At 50.2% G+C, this 21,908-nt stretch carries 18 protein-coding genes; 6 read left to right on the top strand and 12 right to left on the bottom strand.

Annotated features, from left to right (window positions below; genetic code table 11):
- The first annotated feature begins 27 nt into the window (after nt 1-27).
- Complete coding sequence (locus C8N47_RS04005) at nt 28-1,962, top strand: dipeptidyl-peptidase 3 family protein (protein WP_107821232.1); 1,935 nt, start codon at nt 28-30, stop codon at nt 1,960-1,962.
- 132 nt (nt 1,963-2,094) lie between these two features.
- Here the strand turns inward: C8N47_RS04005 and C8N47_RS04000 are convergent, their stop codons facing one another.
- Both C8N47_RS04000 and C8N47_RS03995 read right to left on the bottom strand, forming a co-directional pair.
- Nucleotides 2,095-3,087 carry a hypothetical protein gene (locus C8N47_RS04000; protein WP_107821231.1) on the bottom strand — a complete coding sequence of 331 codons (993 nt, stop codon included), beginning with the start codon at nt 3,085-3,087 and terminating at the stop codon, nt 2,095-2,097.
- Between the two features lie 32 nt (nt 3,088-3,119).
- Complete coding sequence (locus C8N47_RS03995) at nt 3,120-3,935, bottom strand: universal stress protein (RefSeq protein ID WP_146161428.1); 816 nt, start codon at nt 3,933-3,935, stop codon at nt 3,120-3,122.
- A gap of 157 nt (nt 3,936-4,092) precedes the next feature.
- Between C8N47_RS03995 and C8N47_RS03990 the strand changes: the two genes are divergently transcribed.
- Entirely contained in the window at nt 4,093-6,147 is a 2,055-nt protein-coding gene (locus tag C8N47_RS03990) for an acetate--CoA ligase family protein (RefSeq protein ID WP_107821229.1), read from the top strand.
- An 88-nt stretch (nt 6,148-6,235) separates the two neighbouring features.
- Nucleotides 6,236-8,443 (top strand): patatin-like phospholipase family protein, encoded by a 2,208-nt coding sequence (locus C8N47_RS03985; protein WP_146161427.1) that lies wholly within the window; start codon nt 6,236-6,238, stop codon nt 8,441-8,443.
- On the opposite strand, the gene hydF is transcribed toward C8N47_RS03985, so the two are convergent.
- From hydF to C8N47_RS03960, 4 genes are all read right to left on the bottom strand, one after another.
- Nucleotides 8,440-9,684 carry a [FeFe] hydrogenase H-cluster maturation GTPase HydF gene (hydF, locus tag C8N47_RS03980; protein WP_107821227.1) on the bottom strand — a complete coding sequence of 415 codons (1,245 nt, stop codon included), beginning with the start codon at nt 9,682-9,684 and terminating at the stop codon, nt 8,440-8,442. The two genes, C8N47_RS03985 and hydF, sit on opposite strands and share 4 nt — an antisense overlap.
- Before the next feature lie 751 nt (nt 9,685-10,435).
- Nucleotides 10,436-11,050, bottom strand: coding sequence for a hypothetical protein (locus C8N47_RS03970; protein WP_107821225.1), 615 nt, complete (start codon nt 11,048-11,050; stop codon nt 10,436-10,438).
- 1 nt (nt 11,051) lies between these two features.
- Entirely contained in the window at nt 11,052-11,906 is an 855-nt protein-coding gene (locus C8N47_RS03965; RefSeq protein ID WP_107821224.1) for a DUF4747 family protein, read from the bottom strand.
- A gap of 159 nt (nt 11,907-12,065) precedes the next feature.
- Nucleotides 12,066-12,806: a DUF6261 family protein gene (locus C8N47_RS03960; RefSeq protein WP_107821223.1), complete on the bottom strand. Its 741-nt coding sequence runs from the start codon at nt 12,804-12,806 to the stop codon at nt 12,066-12,068.
- Between the two features lie 1,150 nt (nt 12,807-13,956).
- On the opposite strand from C8N47_RS03960, the gene C8N47_RS18975 reads away from it, so the two are divergent.
- A complete protein-coding gene (locus C8N47_RS18975) occupies nt 13,957-14,091 on the top strand; it encodes a hypothetical protein (protein WP_281257090.1) in 135 nt (44 codons plus the stop codon).
- Nucleotides 14,092-14,641: 550 nt separating this feature from the next.
- Here the strand turns inward: C8N47_RS18975 and C8N47_RS03945 are convergent.
- The 4 genes from C8N47_RS03945 to C8N47_RS03930 all read right to left on the bottom strand — a co-directional run bounded on the left by C8N47_RS03945 (nt 14,642) and on the right by C8N47_RS03930 (nt 18,134).
- Nucleotides 14,642-14,875: a hypothetical protein gene (locus C8N47_RS03945; protein WP_107821220.1), complete on the bottom strand. Its 234-nt coding sequence runs from the start codon at nt 14,873-14,875 to the stop codon at nt 14,642-14,644.
- Nucleotides 14,876-14,982: 107 nt separating this feature from the next.
- Complete coding sequence (locus C8N47_RS03940; protein ID WP_107821363.1) at nt 14,983-16,389, bottom strand: aspartate ammonia-lyase; 1,407 nt, start codon at nt 16,387-16,389, stop codon at nt 14,983-14,985.
- Between the two features lie 93 nt (nt 16,390-16,482).
- The gene (gene hydG / locus C8N47_RS03935) at nt 16,483-17,874 is read right to left on the bottom strand and encodes a [FeFe] hydrogenase H-cluster radical SAM maturase HydG (protein ID WP_107821219.1); all 1,392 of its coding nucleotides are present in this window, start codon (nt 17,872-17,874) and stop codon (nt 16,483-16,485) included.
- Between the two features lie 5 nt (nt 17,875-17,879).
- The gene (locus C8N47_RS03930) at nt 17,880-18,134 is read right to left on the bottom strand and encodes a TM1266 family iron-only hydrogenase system putative regulator (protein WP_107821218.1); all 255 of its coding nucleotides are present in this window, start codon (nt 18,132-18,134) and stop codon (nt 17,880-17,882) included.
- On the opposite strand from C8N47_RS03930, the gene C8N47_RS18740 reads away from it, so the two are divergent.
- Nucleotides 18,133-18,309, top strand: a complete 177-nt coding sequence (locus C8N47_RS18740) for a hypothetical protein (protein WP_170111278.1) — start codon at nt 18,133-18,135, stop codon at nt 18,307-18,309. The genes C8N47_RS03930 and C8N47_RS18740 overlap by 2 nt on opposite strands.
- Before the next feature lie 35 nt (nt 18,310-18,344).
- Nucleotides 18,345-19,493 (top strand): [FeFe] hydrogenase H-cluster radical SAM maturase HydE, encoded by a 1,149-nt coding sequence (gene hydE / locus C8N47_RS03925; RefSeq protein ID WP_107821217.1) that lies wholly within the window; start codon nt 18,345-18,347, stop codon nt 19,491-19,493.
- Nucleotides 19,494-19,502: 9 nt separating this feature from the next.
- On the opposite strand, the gene C8N47_RS03920 is transcribed toward hydE, so the two are convergent.
- Both C8N47_RS03920 and C8N47_RS03915 read right to left on the bottom strand, forming a co-directional pair.
- Nucleotides 19,503-19,985: a methylated-DNA--[protein]-cysteine S-methyltransferase gene (locus tag C8N47_RS03920; RefSeq protein WP_170111277.1), complete on the bottom strand. Its 483-nt coding sequence runs from the start codon at nt 19,983-19,985 to the stop codon at nt 19,503-19,505.
- A 131-nt stretch (nt 19,986-20,116) separates the two neighbouring features.
- The gene (locus tag C8N47_RS03915) at nt 20,117-21,907 is read right to left on the bottom strand and encodes an NADH-dependent [FeFe] hydrogenase, group A6 (RefSeq protein WP_107821216.1); all 1,791 of its coding nucleotides are present in this window, start codon (nt 21,905-21,907) and stop codon (nt 20,117-20,119) included.
- Nucleotide 21,908: the final 1 nt, after the last annotated feature.

Genomic DNA, 21,908 nt, shown 5'->3' with positions numbered 1-21,908 from the left:
AAAAGTCAAAACTCAAGGATATCGAAAATGAGTGTATTTGTTGAAAAATTTGCCGACATCAAAATATTGCGTTATCAGCTGCCGGGGTTCGAACAGCTGAGTCTGAAACAAAAGCAATACATCTATTATTTAAGCCAGGCGGCCCTGTGTGGTCGCGATATCTTGTTCGACCAAAACGGGCGCTGGAACCTCAAAATTCGTTCGCTGCTCGAAGCGATCTATCAAAGCTATCGGGGCGATCGCGATACGGCTACGTTTAAAGCCTTCCACCTGTATCTGAAGCGCGTGTGGTTTGGCAATGGCATTCACCACCATTATTCGACCGACAAGTTTAGTCCGGGGCTAAGTCGCGATGAATTTACCGCGCTGATGGAAGCTTCCGATTTGAGTTCCTTCCCATTTGTCGGCGAACTGGAGCAGTTGCTGGAGGTTATTTTTAATCCCGAAATCGCAGCCAAGCGGATCAGTCTGGATAGTAGCTGCGATTTGCTGAAAGCCTCGGCAATGAATTACTATCAGGGGGTTGATCAGCAAGAGGCCGAAGCGTTCTATGAGGCCAAGCGCAAAGCAGCCGGTAAACAGGCGCCTTCGTTTGGGCTGAACTCGACACTGATAAAAGAAAATGGCGAACTGAAAGAAGACGTCTGGTGTGTAACGGGCAAGTATGGTAAAGCGATTCAACAGATTGTTTTTTGGCTCGAAAAGGCGGTGGAATTTGCCGAGAATGAGCAGCAGAAACAGGTGATTGAAAAGCTTGTTGCCTATTATCGGGATGGCGATCTGACGTTGTTCGACGATTACAGCATCGCCTGGACCAACGAAAATGAAGGACTGGTAGATTTTGTCAATGGTTTTATCGAAATCTATGGCGATCCGCTGGGCATAAAAGCCAGCTGGGAGGCGATTGTGAACTACAAAGACGTGCAGGGAACCAAACGGGCGCTTGTTCTGTCGGAGAATGCCGGTTGGTTCGAAGCCAATTCGCCGGTTGATGCCCGCTATAAAAAGGAGAAAGTAAAAGGTGTTAGCGCCAAGGTTATTCATGTCGCCATGCTGGGGGGTGATTGTTATCCGGCTACGCCAATCGGGATTAACTTGCCAAACTCGGAGTGGATTCGCGAAGAATTTGGCTCCAAGTCGGTCACCATCGAAAATATTACGCAAGCTTACTTTCAGGATTCGCTGGGCAATGGAATGCTGGAAGAATTTGCCGCTACCGATGAGGAGATAAAACGTGCCCGTGCGTACGGACAGCTAGCCGGCAACTTGCATACCGATTTGCACGAATGCCTGGGCCATGGCTCCGGGCGCATGATGCCAGGGGTGAAGCCGGAAGATCTGAAGAATTACTATTCGACCATTGAAGAAACCCGGGCCGATTTGTTTGCCCTCTACTATATTGCCGATCCCAAATTGCAGAAGCTGGGCCTGGTGCCCTCGTCCGAAACCGGGAAAGCCGAATACGATGCTTATTTGCGCAATGGCTTAATTACCCAATTGACGCGAATTGAGCCGGGCAAAGACCTGGAAGAATCGCACATGCGTAACCGCCAGTTGATCGCAAAATGGGCCTACGAGCACGGAAAGGCTGATGGCGTGGTTGCTTTGGTTGAACGGGATGGGAAAACTTACGTCCAAATCAACGATTACGGCAAGCTTCGCGACCTGTTCGGAGAACTGCTGAACGAAGTCCAGCGCATAAAATCGGAAGGCGATTTTCAGGCCGCGAAAGCTTTAGTTGAAGAATACGGCGTGAAGATTGACCTGGAGTTGCACAAACAGGTGCTCAGCCGTTTCAAAAAACTGGATATTGCACCTTATGCTGGCTTTCTGAACCCCGAACTTCGGCTGGTGAAAAATGAAACCGGCGAAACGGTCGACGTCGAGGTTATTTATCAGTCGGACTACACCGCACAGATGCTGGCCTACAGCCAGAAGTACGGATTTCTGGCCAACAGCTAATTCATCTGGCATCGGAGCCGAACTCTTCATGCAGGGATTCGCGGATAACCACGCTGCGAACAAAAAATAACAAAGGGATGTACTTGCTTTTAATGCAGGTACATCCCTTTATTCGATCTGTTAAACCAAGGATTAGTCGGTATTGCCAAAGCGGTAAATCAGCGATAGTTGTTGCTGTTGATCCAGGGTGCTTCCGTCAACCAGATGAAACGAAAGGTTGAAGTTGCCCTGCAGTTGCTTATGTTGTAAGAATTTCCAGATCAGGTCGGTTCGCACATAACTGTCCTGCGCGTAGTAAGGGTCGCCGTTCATGAACTGGTGGCCCTTGCCAAAGCTGAATGTTGAACGCAGGGCCAGACGTTTTCCTTCACCATAAAGTTGGCCAGCCAGGCTGGTGCCGGTATTGTAGCCGTCGTCGACTCCGCGTTCGCGGATGGCCGATTCCATCACTCCAAGTTTCAGAAAGGCTTGTTGCAAACCAGTCATCTCCGTAAAATTGTAGCCCAGGTATAGAGTAGCTCCCATATTGTCGGTGATGTGTTCATCCGGATTCTCCGTGGCAGTTAAAGCATGGTGAAAGAGAATCAGGTAATTTTGGACGAAGAATTTTCCAAAGTTCATTTCACCTGAACTCCCCGCCATAAACGTTTCCCGGCGCGTGTCTGTTTGTCGTCCGGTCCAGTCGACAAAACCGGCCTGGTGTCCCCAGCTCCAGCTGTGCTTTCCGTACAGCCCTTCAATGTTTGGGCGGTAGTATTGAAAGGTGTCGGCGATCATTGCCAAGGGGAAATCAAGAAGCTCCAGGCGCGGAAATGCACCGAAGTAAAACTGATCTTTCCCGTCATCGTAGCTGTAGTAGGCAATCAGGTTTGGTTTTAGCTCGTCGGCCTCGGCGCCAAACTCAAAAAAATGGCTTATCCCGAAGCGAAAGCGGTGCAAACTGTCGATGGTGGTTCCCAGTTCAATCGATGTGCGCTCGCCCATGATGGTTTGCGGGTAACTGTACTCGGGCGAAAATTCGCGGTTGTCGCCAATGCCCTGAAAGTGCACGCTGTATTCCGGCTTTTGAGCCCGGGCTGCAAAAGCAATGACCAACAGGCAGGAAAGAATAAATAGCTGTTTCATTATTTCGTTGTTATTCGATGGGTTTTTCTCAGTTAATCGCAGAGGATGTACATGTCGCGTTTGGGGTTGATGCACATCACCTGAATGTTTTTCGCCTGACGGATAAGCTTGGTCTCGGGCAAGCCAACAAGCAGGTCAATCAGGTTAATATGTTGACTGGCTGGTATGATCATGAGTTTGTCGCCCCGGGTTTTAGACCGTTCCAATGCTTCGGTGGGTAGCCCAAAGCTTCCCTTTTGAGCTTGTTCAATATGGGCATTCACCTTAAACTTGCGAAGAAGCTGCTCGATAAACAGTCGATTCTTTTTTACCATTTTCTGGTTTTCTTTGGCATTCTCACGAGCACATAAAACGTTTATTGCCGACTGGTTGAAACGAGCAAAATACGATGCCCAAAGCGAGGTGTCTTTCATTACCTTGCGATAATCAACCGGTAGCATTACCTGGTCGTAGCCCAAACAGTGGCTTGTACTGCCGTTCACAAACAAAAAGGGAATTTGGCTTTGTTGCAGGGCTCTGATCTTGGGCTTTAGCTTGTCGGAACTTAGCACCAGCATAATTCCGTCGTATTCTTCGGCAATGCGCGTAATACCTTGTTCTAAGTTTCCTTTTAAGGTGAGGCTCGACATAGTTACGGTCGGAAAATCTTCCTTCAGCCGGCGAATAAGAAGCCCCAGTGTGCGCTGGGCATCAAGTTTACGTTCTTTATGGCCTTTGCCATAAGGATGAAAAAGGCAAAGTTCTTTCTGAAAAATCTGACTAACCCGCAGGCCGTGAGCGATGGCGTCGTTCATGGTTTCGGAGAAGTCGCAATAGACCATAATTCGTTGTTCTGATTTTCTACTCATGGTGCCTCAAAACTATTTATTTTTTTGCAGAAGGACTGAATTTCGCAAGAATATTGAATAGTATGCTCATTAACTGTTCGCTACGAGGTGTAAGCGTGATCAATGTCATCCGGTAAACCCGGCTTGTTTCGTATATTTGATAAAAACCAAGCGCACCATGTTTAATCAAGCCTTAATTCGTCCGCAGTCGATCGTCGTAGTCGGCGCGTCCAACAATCCGGCCAAGCCCGGAGGCCATCTGTTGCAAAATTTACTTCAATATTCATTTGGCGGAAAGCTGTATGTGGTTAATCCGAAAGAGGATTCTGTGCAAGGCGTTGCAGCCTGCCGGTCGGTGGCAGACTTGCCGTCGGTTGAACTGGCTATTCTGGCCATACCTGCCGCGGCTTGTGTTCAGGCTGTTCGGGTGCTGGCCGAGGAGAAAGGTACAAAAGCCTTTATTGTGGTGTCGGCCGGTTTCGCGGAAAGTGGCGATATGGGACAGCAGCTGGAGAACGAATTGCTCAAGCTGGTTGACCAACACCAGGGCTGTTTGATTGGCCCCAACTGTATTGGCGTAATTAGTCCGGCGTATGCCGGCGTGTTTACAAGCCCGGTGCCGGCGCTGGATCCCCGGGGAATCGATTTTGTGTCGGGCTCGGGAGCAACGGCCGTGTTTTGTCTGGAGGCAGGGATGAAAAAGGGCTTGCGCTTTGCCTCGGTATTTACGGTGGGTAACTCGGCGCAAATTGGTGTTGAAGAGGTGCTCCAACATTGGGATGAAAGCTTCACAGCCGAAAGTCCGAAGGTGAAGCTGCTGTACCTGGAAGGTATCCGCGATCCGCAGAAGCTGCTGAAGCATGCTCGCTCCTTGCGGTTGAAGGGCTGCCGCATAGCGGCCATTAAAGCGGGAACAGGCGAAAGCGGGAGCCGTGCAGCACTGTCGCATACCGGAGCCATGGCCTCGCCCGATGTGGCGGTTGACGCGTTGTTCCGCAAGGCCGGAATCATTCGCTGCTATGGACGCGACGAGTTGACAACGGTGGCCGGATTGCTGCTCTTGCCGGCCATGGCGGGCAACAAGTTGGCTGTAATCACGCATGCCGGGGGGCCGGCGGTAATGCTGACCGACTGCCTGGAAAAAGGAGGACTTCAGGTGCCCCGCTTCCCCGATTCGGCGCAGAAAGAAGGCTTGAAATCGCAGTTGTACCCCGGCTCGTCGGTTGAAAATCCGATCGATTTTCTGGCTACCGGAACAGCGCAGCAGCTGGGAACAATTATCGATTGTTGTGAGCATGATTTCCCGGAGGTGGATGCTATGGTGGTCATTTTTGGCAGCCCGGGTTTAGTGCCGGTTAGCGAGGTGTACCAATTGCTGAGCGTAAAGATGAAAAGCTGCCGGAAACCGATCTATCCGGTGTTGCCCTCCGTGGTGAATGCCAACGAGGCGATTCGGGAGTTCATGGATGCGGGCAATCTGGTGTTTACCGACGAGGTGGCGTTCGGACACGCTTTGCTGAAAGTAACCAACGCACCGCAACCGATGCCTGACGATCGGCAACCCTCGAAAAACGTGCAGCTTCAACAAATCATTGCCAGCTTGCCGGATGGTTTTCTGCCACCCCTGGAGGCCCAACGATTGCTGGAGGCTGCCGGCATCGCAACCCTTGGGCAGTTGCAGGCCGATGGCGAACAGCAGGCGCTGGATGCAGCCGCGCGAATTGGCTTTCCGCTGGCGATGAAGGTGGTCGGCCCCTTGCATAAATCCGATGTTGGCGGGGTGCTGCTCAACCTGCGGTCGGCAGAACAGGTGGCCGCCGGATTTCGACGCCTGATGGCCATCGCCGGTACATCGGCCGTGCTGCTCAGCCCCATGCTTAATGGGCTGGAGCTATACATCGGGGCGAAATACGAGAAAGGCTTCGGGCATCTCATCTTTGTGGGCCTGGGCGGCGTTTGGCTCGAGATTATGAAAGATGTTCAGGTGGCGCTGGCTCCGGTAAGCCGAACGGAAGCCTTGCAGCTGATTTCAAAGCTGAAAGCCTTGCCTTTATTGGAAGGTTATCGAGGTCAGAGTGGCGTGGATATCGGGCAGTTTGCCGATCTGCTTGTTCAGGTATCGCGCCTTGTTGAGGAGGCTCCCGGCATTTCGGAGCTGGATCTGAACCCGATAATCGCAGAAGGAAAGCGCTTTTCTCCGGTGGATATTCGTATTGCATTGAATCGAAAATAAAGCGATATGTTAACATTTGTCTGTTGTTGATTTTGCTTGTTGGAACTTCCGTTTTTTTTGTCGTAAATTGAAAGCAGAAACAATTTTTATGAAAACAATCAACCGCCTTTTCTCCATATTTCTGATTTTTCTTTTTCTCAGTAACGGTTTGCCGCTCAGGCTGAGTGCTCAGCCCGCTAGTCCGCACCATCGGCCGAAAGTAGGGCTGGTGCTTAGTGGTGGTGGCGCCAAGGGATTCATGCATATTGGCGTGCTGAAAGTGCTCGAACAAGAAGGTATCCCTGTCGATATTATCGTAGGTACAAGTATTGGGAGTCTCATCGGCGGAATCTACTCCATTGGCTACTCGGCCGATGAGTTGGAGCAAATCGTTCAACAGCAAAAGTGGGACGAGCTGCTTTCGAGCGATGTTTCCCGGTTGTATCTCTCGCCGCGCGACCAAGCGCTCAAACAGCGCTATTTGTTTTCCCTTCCTATTAATAAGGAAAAAAAGCTGAGCTTGCCCGCGGGAGTTATTCGCCCTCAAAATGTGTTAAATCTTTTTTGTGGCTTAACGGCTAATGTGCCTGTCGATGCCGATTTCTCCAACTTCCCGGTAAAGTTTGCCTGCATTGCTGCCAATATTGAAAATGGCAACGAGGAAGTGTTGGATCGTGGCTTTTTACCGACTGCGATGTACGCCAGCATGGCCATCCCCGGGGTTTTTATGCCCGGCGAGCGCGATGGCAAGCTGCTGGTTGACGGCGGGGTGGTGAACAATTTTCCGGTGGATGTCGCTAAAAAGATGGGCGCCGACATCATCATTGGTGTCGATATTCGGGACGACTACTACGAAAAGGCCGACATAAAATCGATGAGCGAGATTTTGCTGAACCTGATCAACTTTTACAGTAAGGCCAAGGATGAAAAAAACCGCGACCTTTGCGATATTGTCATCAAGCCGGATGGCACGGGCTACTCGGGAGCCAGTTTTTCGCGCTCGGCTGCCGATACGCTGATTCAGCGAGGCATTGATGCGGCGGATGCTTTTCGACCTGCATTGCGGGCGCTGAAAGAAAAATACCGGCTGGAACCCCGAACGCTATCGCGACAATATATTGAGCCGCAGGCCTGGCGAATTACCCAAATTGAGCTGGCGTGTAAGGATGAGCTGAACAAAGAGTTTTTGCTGAAAAACCTGAACCTGGAGACCGGCGAAACCTATAATTACGCCGATATTAAGGCCGGCATCGACCGCCTGTACGGAACCGGAGGTTTTCGGAATATCTATTTCGAGCTGGCCGACAATGAAAAGGGCAAAACCCTGCAGCTGCATTTGACCATGCAGGAGGAGCGCTCGCAGAATATTGGCTTTCGGGTGAATACCACCGAAGCGGCAGCCCTGCTGCTTAATGCCAGCTGGAAAAACTTTTCGCGCACCTTTAGCCTGGTGTCGGTGAGTACCGAGCTGTCGGCCAACCCCGGCTTAAACTTGCTGGCCGAAACCAACTGGCATCATTTCCCCGATCTGGGCTTCGAGGTGAATGCCAAATTTCAGAATTATAATATTTACGACGACGGCAAGAAGGCTTTCGATGCCGATTTGTTTTACACCTCGGGGAAAGTTTACCTGGAGCAGCGCTTTCGGAAATTCCGCACCGGTTTTTCGGCCCAGCAGGAGTATTTCGACGGGGATGTGTTTGCCCGCGACAACACGCAAACGCTTTCCGATGCGACCAGTTTTTTGCTGAGTGGCGCCTCTTTTTATGCCTCGTTCGACAATATGGATCACTATTATTTCCCGCGCAAAGGAACGCGTCTGTATGTTGAGGCAACTTATAACACCGATTTGAAGGCCGACGGGAAGAACTCGCCCTACCTGTTGTTTAAGATGGAAAATGTTGTTCCGATCAGTCGCAAGGTGGCTTTCCTGGCCAATGTTTACGGGCGCGGGGTGTTGAATAGTAACTACCCGGAAATTAAGTCGACGTTTATCGGTGGCGAGGCTTATTCGCGCTATTTCAACTACCATTTGCCTTTTACGGGCATCAATCCGGTGATGATTGGCGAGCGCTTTATCGGCATCGGCCTGGTGGGACTTCGCTTTCGCTTGTCGTCGTCGCAGTACCTGTCGGTGGTGTTCAACAGTTTGCAACAAGGGCGCGAATACGACGAGATTGTGCCCGAGCTGGCCATTTACGGCGGGGGAATCAAGTATAACCTGAAGACCTTTGCCGGCCCGCTGGATATCACCGTTGGATCGTCGGATTTTGCGAAAAAGCCAACCTTTGCGGCCAACCTGGGGCTGTGGTTTTAGCCCTTGGCGGCGCGTTTTCTCAAGGCTTCGCGATAGACCTCCAGCGCTCCCGGAAAGGGTTGCAGGGCCCGCTCGAAAATTCCCAGCGAATAGGCAATGGTCAGTCCGTAGTTGGTGATGGGGATGTTCAGTTGGCGGGCTTTCATGATGCGCGACAGCATCTCTCGGCGGTTCCACATGCAGGCGCCACAGTGAATAATCAGTTTGTAATCTGAAATATTATCCGGAAAATCGCGACCGCGGGCGCTGTCGATTTCCAGCTTGCCACCAACATATTGCGTTAGCCAGCGCGGGATTTTCACCGTACCAATATCTTCGCCAATGGGGTGGTGCGAGCAGGCTTCGGCAATCAGCACCTTGTCGCCCGCTTGCAGCTGGTCGATGGCCATGGCTCCGCGAACCATCTCGGCCAGGTCGCCCTGATGGCGGGCAAATAAAATAGAGAAGCTGGTCAGTGGTATTTCGGGCGGCGTGTCGGCAGCAACTTTCAGGAATGCCTGGCTATCGGTAACCACCAGCTTGGGCGGGGTGTTCAGCCGCCGCAGTCCCTCGCGCAGCTCGCGTTCTTTTACCACCATACAAAACGAATCGCCATCCAGCAGGTCGCGAATGCTTTGTACCTGTGGTAAAATCAGTCGTCCTTTGGGGGCTTCCTTGTCGATGGGAACCACCAGCATGGCCATCTCGCCGGGGCCCACCAAATCGTTCACAATGGCCGGGCGGTTGATGAAATCATCGGGGGCCGACTTTAGGATGGCTTCGCGCAGCGCGGCAATTCCGGCGCCGGTGGTGGCCGAGGTCTCGACTGTTTTCAGCTTTTCGCCAGCCAGGCTGTTTTGCATGCACGAGCGCATCGGGTAGAGGTCGGTTTTGTTGAAGACCACCAGCACGGGCACGTCGCGCTCGCGGAACTGTTCAACGAGCTTTTCCTCGAAAGGGCCCCACACTTCGGCATTCGATACCACAATGGCCAGGTCGGTGCGGTCGATCACGGCCCTGGTTTTGCGGATGCGTTGTTGGCCCAGCGCCCCTTCGTCGTCAACACCGGCCGTGTCGATAAATAACACCGGGCCCAGCGGCAAAAGCTCCATGGGCTTCTCAACCGGGTCGGTGGTGGTGCCGGCAATGTCGGAAACAATCGACACTTCCTGGCTGGTTAAGGCATTCAGCAAGGACGACTTGCCAACATTACGCTGACCAAACAGGCCAATGTGCAAACGAAACGATTTGGGTGACTTCATCTGAAATGATTTTGGGCGAAATTACAAAGCTTTTCGCTGCGGCGCAAGGCTGGATGCTATTCACCGGGTGACGGGAGGTCACCCGGTGAATAGGGAGGCTTATTCCCGAAAATCCAGCGGATTTTCATGTTTATAGCAAATGCTTGCTCGCAAAGATGCTTCGACTCCGGCCGGAGTCGGATTGGCTCGGTGACGGGACTGTTTCTATAAACATTCGATGCCGCTGGCATCGGGAAAGGGGGAATTGCAGAACCAAGCAGAAAAAAAGCAAGGGATGTCTAAAAAGTCTGAAGAGTTTTTCCTAAGCTATTAAATTGAAAGTCCCTTCAAGCTACTGACCCCTAAATCCCCTGAAGGGGACTTTAAGCCATCCGGCAGCTGCCGGAGAGGTTTGCCCGCCTGCCGGAGGGCAGGGAGGGGTAAATTCAGCAAGAGCTTTCAAGTTGTAAGTCTGAATTTCTCCTTGTCGTCTTTTTAGACAGCCTCCTCCTGGAAACTGAATAATAATTGGATATTAAAAATAAGGTAATAAGGTTGGGGGGGCCGTTGTTCGGGGCATTCTACTAAGGTTTTTGAACCTTGCGGAACCTTATCCGAGTAGATTAACCTTAGTAGAAAACCGAAGATATACTGAATCTGACTAACCTTATTTCTATTGTTTATTTGGAAAATCCGGCGGATTTTCATGTTTATAGCAAATGCTTGCTAGAAAAGATGCTTCGACTCTGGCCGGAGTCGAAATACATTCTCATTATGGGGGCGTATTTTTGCTGAAAAAATGGTATAATTGACTGAACGAAAATACATTTAATACAATTTTGGGAATAAGGATTGTAGAGTAAATTGCGGCGAATAAGATAATGAACGCAATAATTCTATTTATGCAGATGATTGATGTTTCTGAAAGGCTTAGAATATTTAGATCACCCCAGCTATAAATAAATATATCGATAATGAATGAAAGCATAAAAGTCGTGGCCTGAATTAAAACGCTGACGGCAAAAGTTCCTCCTATGGTTTGAAAGAGAGAATAACCATTTTCGCCATCAGCATTTCTAATTTTATCTAAGACTTCTTTATCTCCGAAGCCGATTACTAATGCATAGGCTCCGATATTAAAACCTAAAATACTAGGAAAAGTACTAAGGAGGAGATCCTTAATTTTTAAGATTAATAGATACTCATTGATGCCTTTAATCATCGAATTTAGAGCGATAAATAGCAAAGAACTACCGAATGCAATCCAAAAAAAGGGGCTATAGAGAAAACCTTTTGTCCCTCCATATATTTTTAGCAGTGTCGTGAAATGTACATCGTGTTTACTTAATTCTTGTTTCTCTTCTGGTGTTAATTCCCGCTCTGTCATATTAATTACTTTGTGGTCTGAAGAGGTCTATCATTTTGTTGAAAATATCAAACATCCATGTTTTGTCTGTAACTTTTATATCATAAACAGCTTGCACATCTTTAGTCGTAATAGTGGGCTGACTACTCGTGTTGTCTTGTGACCAAGCTGAAATTTCACCGTTGTCTATAGCTAGCCCAGCGAGAGGATTTAAAATTTCATTATTCATCAAATCGATATTTCCCTTTTTGTCGCTTACTCCTGTTAATGTGACTTCTCGAAGGTGAGTATTTTTGAAATTTTCCTCCATAGCTTTCATTGCAGGATTATTGAACGAATCGCTATTTGAGTAAGAAAGCTTTATTCGAATTTTTCGGATATCACCGGTTTTTAAATAGTCTTCTACAAATGTATCTGTAGTTTTAATTATCGCGTCGATTTTTTCATCTTCACCGATAACATTTTGAAAGCTTTTAACAATAAAGCTTTTGAACCAAGCTATTTTTATTTTTTCATTTTCAAGAAATGCAAATCTATGTGCCTGAGGAACGAAAATGAAATAGGCTTGCACCGGATTTGTGTAATATTGTCCTTCATGTTCCACGACTTCGAGTGTATTATCTTTTTTAAGTTCATAGTTGTCTCCTGCTATTTCCGCTTTTGTAACCCTTCCATAGAAATAATTACCTTCAGGTGAACTAACCGCTGTAAAATCGTTAATAAAACCAACATGCTTCTTGAAATTTATTTTAATGTCATTATCAAAGACTGACTGCATCAAGTCGTGATAAATATTACTAGAGGTTTCTTTTCTTGATACTAGCTTAACATTTAAAACTTTGAATTGGAAAATTTGAGTAGAGTTTTGGTTGTCCATAATTTGAGTTGTTTGTTGAGTATGTATTGTTAAAAGTAAATAAGTTTATAAATCGTTGATTGGTTATATGAAATTTTATGAACTCATGTAGTTAATCTTAATGTATAAGAGAAGTTATAGGCTCTAATTGGTTTGTTAGAGCCTATAGTTTTTATTCATTTACTCTCCCGCCTCCGCCTCTTCTTCCTCTTTCTTTTCGGGTTTGGGCAGGGCGGCGTATTTCTTCCGCAGGGCGTCCATCTTATTAAAAAGCTTGGTGAGCTCGGTGCTTGGCGTGTAGGTGGCTGCTTGCTCAATGGAAGTGCAGAATGCTTCGTAGGCGGCTACGGTGTCGGGCTTCAACTCCGATGCTGATGGGCCCGTTGAGGTCGCTTCGGCGCTGTTGCGCTGATTGTAGAGCGTCTCGAAGGTTGTATTCAGTCCGCGCAATTCGGTAAACAGCTCGGCAATGCCCAGGGTCGTTGCTGCGGCTTGCAGGTCGGCATCGGCTTCGTAATCGGTAAGCGTCTTATCCAGAATTTCGGTTTCGGTGTTCAGGGCTTGCTCTTCGAAATCCCAGATGGGCTCGAGGAATAACAGCAGCTTTTTGCCCGGCTCGCTTTTGGCGGCACTGCGCGATTCGCTGGCCGTGCGTATTTCGCGTTTCAGCTCGCGTCCGCAGGCATCACGGTCCTGGTCGGCCGCTGTAATTTGTGGGGTTAAACCTTCTTTTTGCGAACGGTTCATGCGCGCGCCCATCGCGGTGTTGGCTGTTTCCAACACACTGTAGGTTGCTTGCGGTATGCCGCCGATCTCTGTAATTGCAGAGGTGGCATAACTAAGCGTGGTTGCCGAAAGGGAAAACAGGTTGTTTAAACTGAGGTTTGTTACATGTAATGTGTTAAATTTAAAAGTTTCCATGACTTTAGTTTTTATTGTTTTAGATGTGGGTAAAACAGCTTTTGGCTGCTTCCACCCGATTAGTATTCCTTGTAAATAGCCTGCCCGGTTCATGTATCCGTGCGACGGTGATTTTTCTACCAATGGTAGAAATGCCAAACCAACTGTCGGGGCGTGTCTACCAACGGTAGAAGCTTCCCGGCACTTCCGGCGGTGATTCTACGAATGGTAGACGGTCAAAGCAGTCGCGGGGAAGGATCTACCAACGGTAGAAGCTTCTCCGCACTCGCTGCGATCATTCTACGAATGGTAGAATGTTCCCGGCACTTCCGGCGGTGATTCTACGAACGGTAGACGGTCAAAGCAGTCGCCGGGAAGGATCTACCAACGGTAGAAGCTTCTCCGCACTCGCTGCGATCATTCTACGAATGGTAGAATGTTCCCGGCACTTCCGGCGGACAAGCTCCCGATGGTCGGAAATTGCTGGTTTACCGGTTGGCCCCAAATTGAAAAGAACTTCAAGCTATTTGATATTATTCGTTGTTTTTTCAAATTGAAACGCCATCCCGGCAAAGTCATTCAAAAGGTGGGCAATCAGCGGCTAGGCGGCCTGCATCATCGTATCGGAACTCGAAATCGGATAGTCGGCTGAGATGTCCTGTTTGTTCTGTTTCAATTTGTTCCGACTAATTTATCAAAAATGAAAGACATGAACACCATAAATGTTAAACAATTTGATGAACGAATGCTTTGTCGTGACGAAAGTGCACTTTGGCTATACGAACGGCCTGGTGGTTGCTGCCAAATCAGAGGGGCGAATATCTTGTTGTCGTGCTTGTCGTGGGTTATCGTTGGTGCTACCCAAAGAGCCTACCAGCAGCCCTCTGTAACTCTCCCCTGAATTGAACCAATCCTGGCGGATCGATTCAAATCTGTCCCCTCTCTGCGGGCAGAGCGGGGGAATTCAGAAGCTACAAGTAGATTAAAAAAGACACCATCAACGCATAATAAAAATCAGCCATGACCTTTTTGTTTCGTTTTTGTGTCCCCGTCAGACCGGCCGGGCAGGACTACAAAAATGAAACCCCGTCCGGTAGGACAAGGTTCCTATTTGATCAAAAGTAGAAGTGGAGAGACGTACTCTGAAGGGGATTTTCCATAAAAATCCTTCATGATTCGGAGGGAATTACCAACAGGGATGAAAGTGGTGGAAGACAGCAGAAGGCATTTAAGAGAAGACGGAAGCTCGCTCGGAGCGGGACCGGCCTACTTTTTATCGATGGTGAGAGGCGAACCGGAAGCTTAGTGAAACCGGGAAGTTCCGACGCGAGGAGGAAATCACCCGGTTGAACTTAGCTTTTCGGGAGCTGACACCTGAAGATAAAAATAAGCCTTGAATTTTCTGTTTACTCTTTGCTTCAAGGCAAAGAGTAAAACCCGTCCGGTAGGACAAAAGATCCTTTGTTGCGCAAAAGTAGGCGTGAAAAACAGCCAGTTTTGGGGCAACTTTCATCAGCGCTGGTTTGCTACAAAAGAAGCCTGGCTAACGGTTGAAGCTGAACCCCTATTCAAAGCATCCCTGATGCGGTTTGGAAACCGCATCTCCCAAAAGAAGGCGAATCACCCGAAGGGGGCTTCCATAAAAAACCGACATGATCCCCGGGAATCACCAACAGGGATGAAAGTGGATTCAATTGAATTAGATTGACCCTCCCATTCCGACAAAGTCGGAATTTCCCTCCCTCGCGAGGGAGAGCCAGGGTGGGTACATTCGATCGAAGGTAAAGCCGAAGGGGCTTCCCATAAAAAAAGCCGGGGATACCGGCTCTTTATTTTGAAAAAGAAAAATGATTTTCCTATTCCGTTTTTTTGGACTTATCTGCTTTTTTGTCGCAGCAAGCTTTTTTGGCGGTGTCGTCGCATGCTTTTTTCTCCGCGCAGGCTTCTTTCTTTTCAGCGCAGCATTTTTTGTCTTTCTTGTCCTTGCAGGCTTGCTCGGTTTTGGGCTTTTCGTCCGGTGTGTTAACAGGGATTGCGAAGGTTACGCCACAAGCAAAAACAATCGCCATCATCAATACCAATTTTTTCATTTTATTCAATTTTAGGATTTATAACCGAGCCTAATTTATTGAGAATAATTCTAAATAAAAACGCTGTTAACAATTATTTTCAAAAATTGAGGGCGATTTTTTTCAAGCTAAAAGCCTAATTTATTGATCGCTTCGGGACTGATGAGTTGCTCGAAGGTGCCTTCATCGAGCATTTGTTCACCGACGACAATCTCGCGGATCGAAAGTCCTTTGTCGCGCGACTGCTGTAAAACCCGGCTGCATTTTTCGTAGCCCAGCCGGGGGATCAGTGCCGTAATGATGGCGGTGGAGTTGAGCAGGCGTTTGCGGCAGTTGTCGCGGTTGGCAGTGAGCCCCTCCACGCAATTTTTGCGCAGGCTGATGGCGGCATCGGTCAGCAATTGCAGGCTGCTGAGCAGGGCATCGGCAATGGCGGGCATAAAGGCGTTCAGCTCCAGGTTGCCGTTCATGCAGGCCTGGGTCAGCAGCTGGTCGTTGGCCACCACCGCCATGGCGGCCTGCACCACACTCTCGGGAATAACCGGGTTCACCTTGCCCGGCATGATCGACGAGCCGGCCTGTACAGCAGGGAGGCTGATCTCACCCAAGCCGCCATCGGGGCCGCTCGCGAGCAGACGCAAATCGTTCGACACCTTAAACAGGTTGGTGGCGCAGGCTTTCAATAGGCCCGACACTTCGACAAAAACATCGGTATTTTGGGTGCATTCCATCAGGTTTTCGGCGCGGGCCAGCGAGCTATTGGTGAGCTCGCGCAGGCGGTCGGTTGCCCGGAAGATGAACTGCCGCGGTGCACCCAGTCCGCTGCCAATGGCCGTGCCGCCGAGGTTCACCACGCGCAGCCGTTCCTCGCATTTGTAAATGCGCCAGCGGTCGCGGTTAAAGGCTTCGGCGTAGGCGGCCATCTCGCGTCCCAGGGTGGTGAGCACGGCATCCTGCAGTTGCGTGCGGCCAATCTTCACCACATCGGCCATTTCTTTTTCTTGATGCTGAAAGGCTTCTTGCAAGTCCAGCACCGCCCCCTCCAGCTGGCGAAGCTGCAAAATAGCCGCCAGTTTCAGCGCGGTGGGGTAAGTGTCGTTGGTTGATTGGTGCAGGTTGATGTCGTCCAGCGGCGAAATGATCGGGTAATCGCCCGGTGCCTTGCCGAGTAACTGCAGTGCGCGGTTGGCAATCACTTCATTGACGTTCATGTTGGTCGATGTTCCCGCACCACCTTGCAGGGCATCCACCCGGATCCAATCGGTGAGCATACCGTCGGCCAGTTCGCGGCAGGCCTGCTCAATGGCCCGGGCTTTCTCATCATCCTCAAAATAGCCCAGCTCCCTGTTAATCTGAAAACAAGCCAGCTTCACCCAGCCGTAGGCTTGCACCAGCGCGGGCTTCACCGGGCGGCGGGCCAGGCTGAAGTTCTGCATCGCTCGGGCTGTATGGATGCCGTATAGCGCATCGGCGGGAATTTGCAGTTCACCTAAAAAGTCGTGTTCCGTTCGGGTTGCTGAAGTTTTTGGTTCCATATTTTGAGTCTTGAGTTGCGAGTCTTGAGTCATGAGTCATGAGTCATGAGTTGCGCTACTCAAGACTCACTACTCACTACTCACTACTTCTTTCTAACAATATACATCCGATTCGCCGTTTTTCACGCGGCCAACCAGTTTTTCGGCCCGGCTTTTTGGCAGGCCTTCCATCTCGGCAATGGTTTTATCGATCAGCTCCAGACCAATTTTGCGGGTCTCGGGCGAGGCATAATTCTGAAGATATTCCATGAAGGTCGACAGGGCATTGGGGCCGCAATGGGCTTTAATGGCGCCGGGCTTAGCCAGATCCATAAAGTCCTGGCCGGTACGTCCCAGCCGGTAGCAGCCGGTACAGAACGATGGTACATAGCCCATCTGTGCCACATCGCGAATCACCTCGTCCATCGGCCGGTGATCGCCTAAGCTGAATTGGCCGGAGATGTCGTCTTCTTCTTCGTAGCCTCCCGGGTTGGTGCGGCTACCGGCCGAAATTTGCGAAACGCCCAGGGCGAAGGTGTCGCGGCGCATCTCGGCACTCTCGCGGGTCGACATGATGATGCCGGTGTAGGGAACAGCGCAACGAAGGATGGCAACGATGCGCCGGAAATCGTCGTCGGAAACCGGGTAGGGTGGTTGCATCGACATATCGGAGCCCGTAGCCGGTTCCATGCGCGGCACGCTGATGGTGTGGGGGCCAACGCCAAAAGCCCGTTCCAGTTCGCCAATGTGCTGCATCATGGCCAGCAGGTCGTAGCGGTAGTCGTACAGCCCGAAAAGCACACCGATACCCACATCGTCGATACCGGCTTCCATGGCGCGGTGCAGGGCACTGACGCGGAAATCGTAATCCATCTTTTTACCGCCGATATGTACTTTTTTGTACTGTCCGCGGTGGTAGGTTTCCTGAAAAATCTGGTAGGTGCCAATCTTTTCAGCCTTCAACAATTTAAACTCATCCACCGACAGCGGCGCAACATTCACATTCACCCGGCGGATGTCGGCGTCGTTGTAGCGTGCTTCGTACACCGACCGAACCGAGTCGAGCACATACTGAAAGCCTTGTTTGGGATAGCTTTCGCCGGCAACCAGCAGCACGCGCTTGTGTCCTTGCTTGATCAATGCCTGGGTTTCATGCTTAATTTCTTCCTGGTTCAACGCACGGCGCACAATGGCCGTGTTTTTAGCGCGGAAGGCGCAATAAGTACACTCGTTGGCGCAGAGGTTTGTAATGTACAAGGGGGCAAACATCACCAGACGCTTGCCGTAAATGGTGTCTTTAATGTGGTTGGCCGTGGCGAACAGTTCTTCCAGTTGCTGTTGGTCGTTAATGCCGTTCAGGATGGCTACATCATCGAGCGAAAGGCCCTTCATTTCGCGGGCTTTGGCCAGAACATCCCGCACTTGTGCCGGATCGGGTTTGGCGTATTTTTCGAGGATGGAGCAGATCTGTGTGTCGTTGATATAGCTGTTTTGTGCTGTTGTCATGATGGTTATTTTTTCGATAATGCTGATTTGACTTGAACGCCGGGGATGGATCCGAGGCGACCGGTGAGTTGGCCGAGTTCGTCGGTGGTACTGTCTACTACCAGGGTGATGACCGAATCGTCACCTTTGATGTGCGGAATACCCGTTCGGGCAAGAATGATAGCGCGATGTTTCGAGAGAAGCTCGTTGACCAGCGGTGCCGACTGCGTGCGATCTTCGAGGATAATTCCCACAAAGCCCAATCGTTTTTCTGTGTTCATGATTGTTGGTTTTTTGCGGGAAGCAGGAAAGTATGAACCCACCGATGAGGGCTCATTCATCAATAACAAGTCATCAATGGCTGTGCTTTCCCTTGAAGTCAGTCATCCGACCTTCCCGCAGGTTGCACCGCAAAAGTACAATTCTTTGCGCTGCCGTGCTTATTTTTGCCTGTAAATGTTAGGTGAGGGTTGAAAAATTAAACTTTGGAAATGAGACAGGTAGGTCTTTTATTGGGAGTGTTCGGCAAATCTCAAAATGATTATCTTCGCAGCGTGAAGAGTTTTGAAGAGATACTGAAGCAAGGCGAGTTTTCGCAGCCCGATTTGGTGCGGATGCTTAAGGCGGAAGGTGCCGACCGAACAGCCTTGTTCTCGGCAGCAGCAGCGCGCAAAGAAGCCGTGGTTGGGAAGAAGGTTTATTTCCGGGGCCTGGTTGAATTTTCGAACGTGTGTTCCAAGGATTGCCTGTACTGCGGTATCCGCCAAAGTAACAGCAAAGTTGTGCGCTACGAGGCTGCCGACGAGGATATCCTGGCGGCCTGTCGTTTTGCCTGGGAAAACCGGTTTGGCTCGGTGGTCCTGCAATCGGGCGAGCTGTCGTCTTCAACATTCATTAACCGGGTCGATCAGCTGCTGCGGCAAATTAAGGCCCTGTCGAAGGGGGAGCTGGGCATTACGCTTTCCTGCGGCGAGCAAAGTCGCGAAACCTATCAGCGTTGGTTCAACAGTGGTGCACACCGCTACCTGCTGCGCATCGAGAGCTCCAATCCGGAGCTGTACGGTAAAATTCACCCCAACAATGCGCATCATTCTTTTGAAAAGCGGCTCGAATGCCTGCAACTACTCAAGGAGTGCGGCTACCAGGTTGGCACCGGGGTGATGATTGGCTTGCCTTTTCAGACCATGGACGATTTGGCCAACGACCTGCTGTTTCTCAAGCAAATTGATATCGATATGGTGGGTATGGGGCCTTACATCGAGCATGAGGATACGCCGCTGTACGCGTATCGGCATTTGATAACCAGCAAGCAGGAGCGTTTTGATCTGGCTTTGCGCATGGTTGCCGCACTTCGCTTGTTGATGCCGGATATCAATATTGCCGCGGCAACAGCGCTACAGGCCATTGACCCGGCGGGCCGCGAAAAAGCCGTGAAAATTGGTGCCAATATTATTATGCCGAACCTGACGCCGAGTGCCTTTCGGAAAGATTATCAGCTGTACGAAGATAAACCCTGTTTGGATGAAGACGCCGATCAGTGTCGTAACTGCCTGGAAGCCCGTATCGAATTGGCGGGGAGTGAAATTGGCTATGGCGAATGGGGCGATTCCAATCATTTCAGCAGGCGGCAGCAGCGCTAAGGTCGTCGGCTACCAGATGGTTGACTTGTCGGGTTTATTACTCAGCTCGTGTTGCAGCAGCCATTTTTTTCGCCACAGCCCTCCGGCATAGCCCACCAACTGATTATTGGCGCCAACAACGCGGTGGCATGGTATGATGATGGCAATCGGGTTTTTAGCGTTTGCCCCGCCAACAGCACGAACCAGGTTTTTATCGCCTATTTTTTTGGCTATTTCGCTGTACGATCGCAGCTGGCCGTAGGGAATCCGGTTTAACTCGTTCCACACTTTTTGCTGAAATTCGGTGCCCGCCGGCTTTAAGGGTAGGTCGAAGTTGAAACGCGAACCGTTGAAATATTCATCGAGCTGATCGGTGATTTTTTGTTGAAGTTGCGGGTTGAAATGTTCCGAAACCAGCTCTTTCTCGCAAAAGTGCGCGGCAAAAATCGTGTCGCTTTCCGTTTCAATACATAGCGGACCGATGGGAGAATAGTATGTAAAGCGTTCTGTCACCTGTGTTTTGATTTTATTGATGCTAAGTTAACAGATAGGTAACATTCGAGGGCTGAAAAAAGATCAAAATTCGATTAATAAATTGCCGCTTTTGTGCGAATCGAATTTTGATCTTGTTGGTGCTTACCCTGCTAGTAACGATTGCGTTCGATATAGCTGGTGTGTAACAGATGATGCGATTTCTTGCCCAAAGGGTGCCCTAAAAAGTTTTTGTAGAGTAGCAGTACCTCCGGATTTTCGTGCGATTTGCGGAGGGGCATTTCTTCATCTTCTGCATAAATGGCTTCGGTTCTTTTAGCCCGAATTTCGGGGTTGGTCGGAATGGGCTGTCCGCCGCCTCCCAGACAACCGCCGGGGCAGGCCATAATCTCGATAAAATGATAAGGGCTGGTGCCAGCTTTAATTTGATCCATCAGCTGTTTGGCGTGAACCAGCCCGTGTGCCACGGCACAGCGTAACTCAACACCATCCAGGAACTCCCATCCTTCTTGCGGGTTTTCAATTTTGATGCAGGCTTCGCGGATGCCCTCGGAACCCCGCACCGGCGTAATATTGAGTTTTTCGAAGGGAACTTCGCGTCCTGTAACCAACTCGTAAACCGTGCGCAGAGCAGCCTCCATCACTCCGCCTGTGGCTCCGAAAATGACTCCTGCTCCGCTCGATTGGCCCATCAAACGATCGAAACTTGATTCCGGCAGCTTCGCAAAGTCGATCCCCGCTTGTTTAATCATGATGGCCAGTTCGCGGGTGGTGAGTACATAGTCCACATCGGTGTAGCCACTGGCGTGCATCTCGGGGCGCGCCGCTTCAAACTTTTTGGCCGTACACGGCATGATGGAGACCGAAACAATTTTTTCGGGCTTTAAACTTCGGCTTTCAGCATAGTAGGTTTTCACCAGAGCCCCAAACATCTGTTGGGGCGACTTGCAGGTGGAAAGATGCTCCAGGCAGTCGGAATACAGATGCTCAATGTATTTGATCCAGCCCGGGGAGCAGGAGGTGGCCATGGGCAATTTAACCGATGGATCCTTTTCCTTTAAAGTCTTCTTCAGACGTTCCAGCAGCTCGGTTCCTTCTTCAATAATGGTTAAGTCGGCGGTAAAATCGGTATCCAGTACCGAATTGAAGCCTAATCGTTTCAGAGCCTCTACCATGCGGCCGGTCACCCGCTCGCCGGGTGGAAAGCCCATTTCTTCGCCCAGCCCAACCCTGACGGCGGGCGCTGTTTGCACGACCACGTGCAGCTCCGGATCTGAAATGGCATCCCACACTTCTTCAATATAGTTGCGCTCCACTAAGGCCCCGGTTGGGCAGTGGTTGATGCACTGTCCGCAGTTGGTGCACACCACCTCGGTAATGGCTTTCTCGAAGAAGGTCGTAATCTTCATTCGGTCGCCTTTGTGAGCAACCGACAAGGCATTTACCCCTTGCAAACCAGCGCAGGTGCGCACGCAGCGCTGACAGCGGATGCATTTGCTGTCGTCTTTCAAAATAGATGGCGAAAACTGATCGATGGTGTACTTCTTTTGTTGGGCCAGGGGAATAAAATCCTGGGTGACGATTTTATAGTCGGAAGCCAGCTTTTGCAGTTCGCAGTTGCCGTTTTTGTAGCAGGAAGTGCACTCGGCGCGATGTTCCGATAAAAGCAGCTCGATGATATGTTTGCGCGAATTGCGAACGTGCAGGCTGTTGGTGCGGATCTCCATGCCTTCTTCACAGGGCGTTGCACAGGCCGCCGACAGCCTTTTTTGACCAATCAGTTCAACAACACATACGCGGCAATTACCGGCAATACACAGGTCTTTGTGATAGCAGAGTGTGGGGATGATGATGCCCGCCTGGTCGGCCGCTTCGAGGATGGTTTTGCCTTGGTCAACCTCGAGCGCTATTCCGTTGATATTGATGTTTATTTTTGTGCTCATA

This window comes from Mangrovibacterium marinum (assembly GCF_003046625.1).
Taxonomy (GTDB): Bacteria; Bacteroidota; Bacteroidia; order Bacteroidales; family Prolixibacteraceae; genus Mangrovibacterium; species Mangrovibacterium marinum.
The sequence above is the reverse complement of the archived record's forward strand: the minus strand, read 5'-3'. Positions and strand labels throughout refer to the sequence as shown.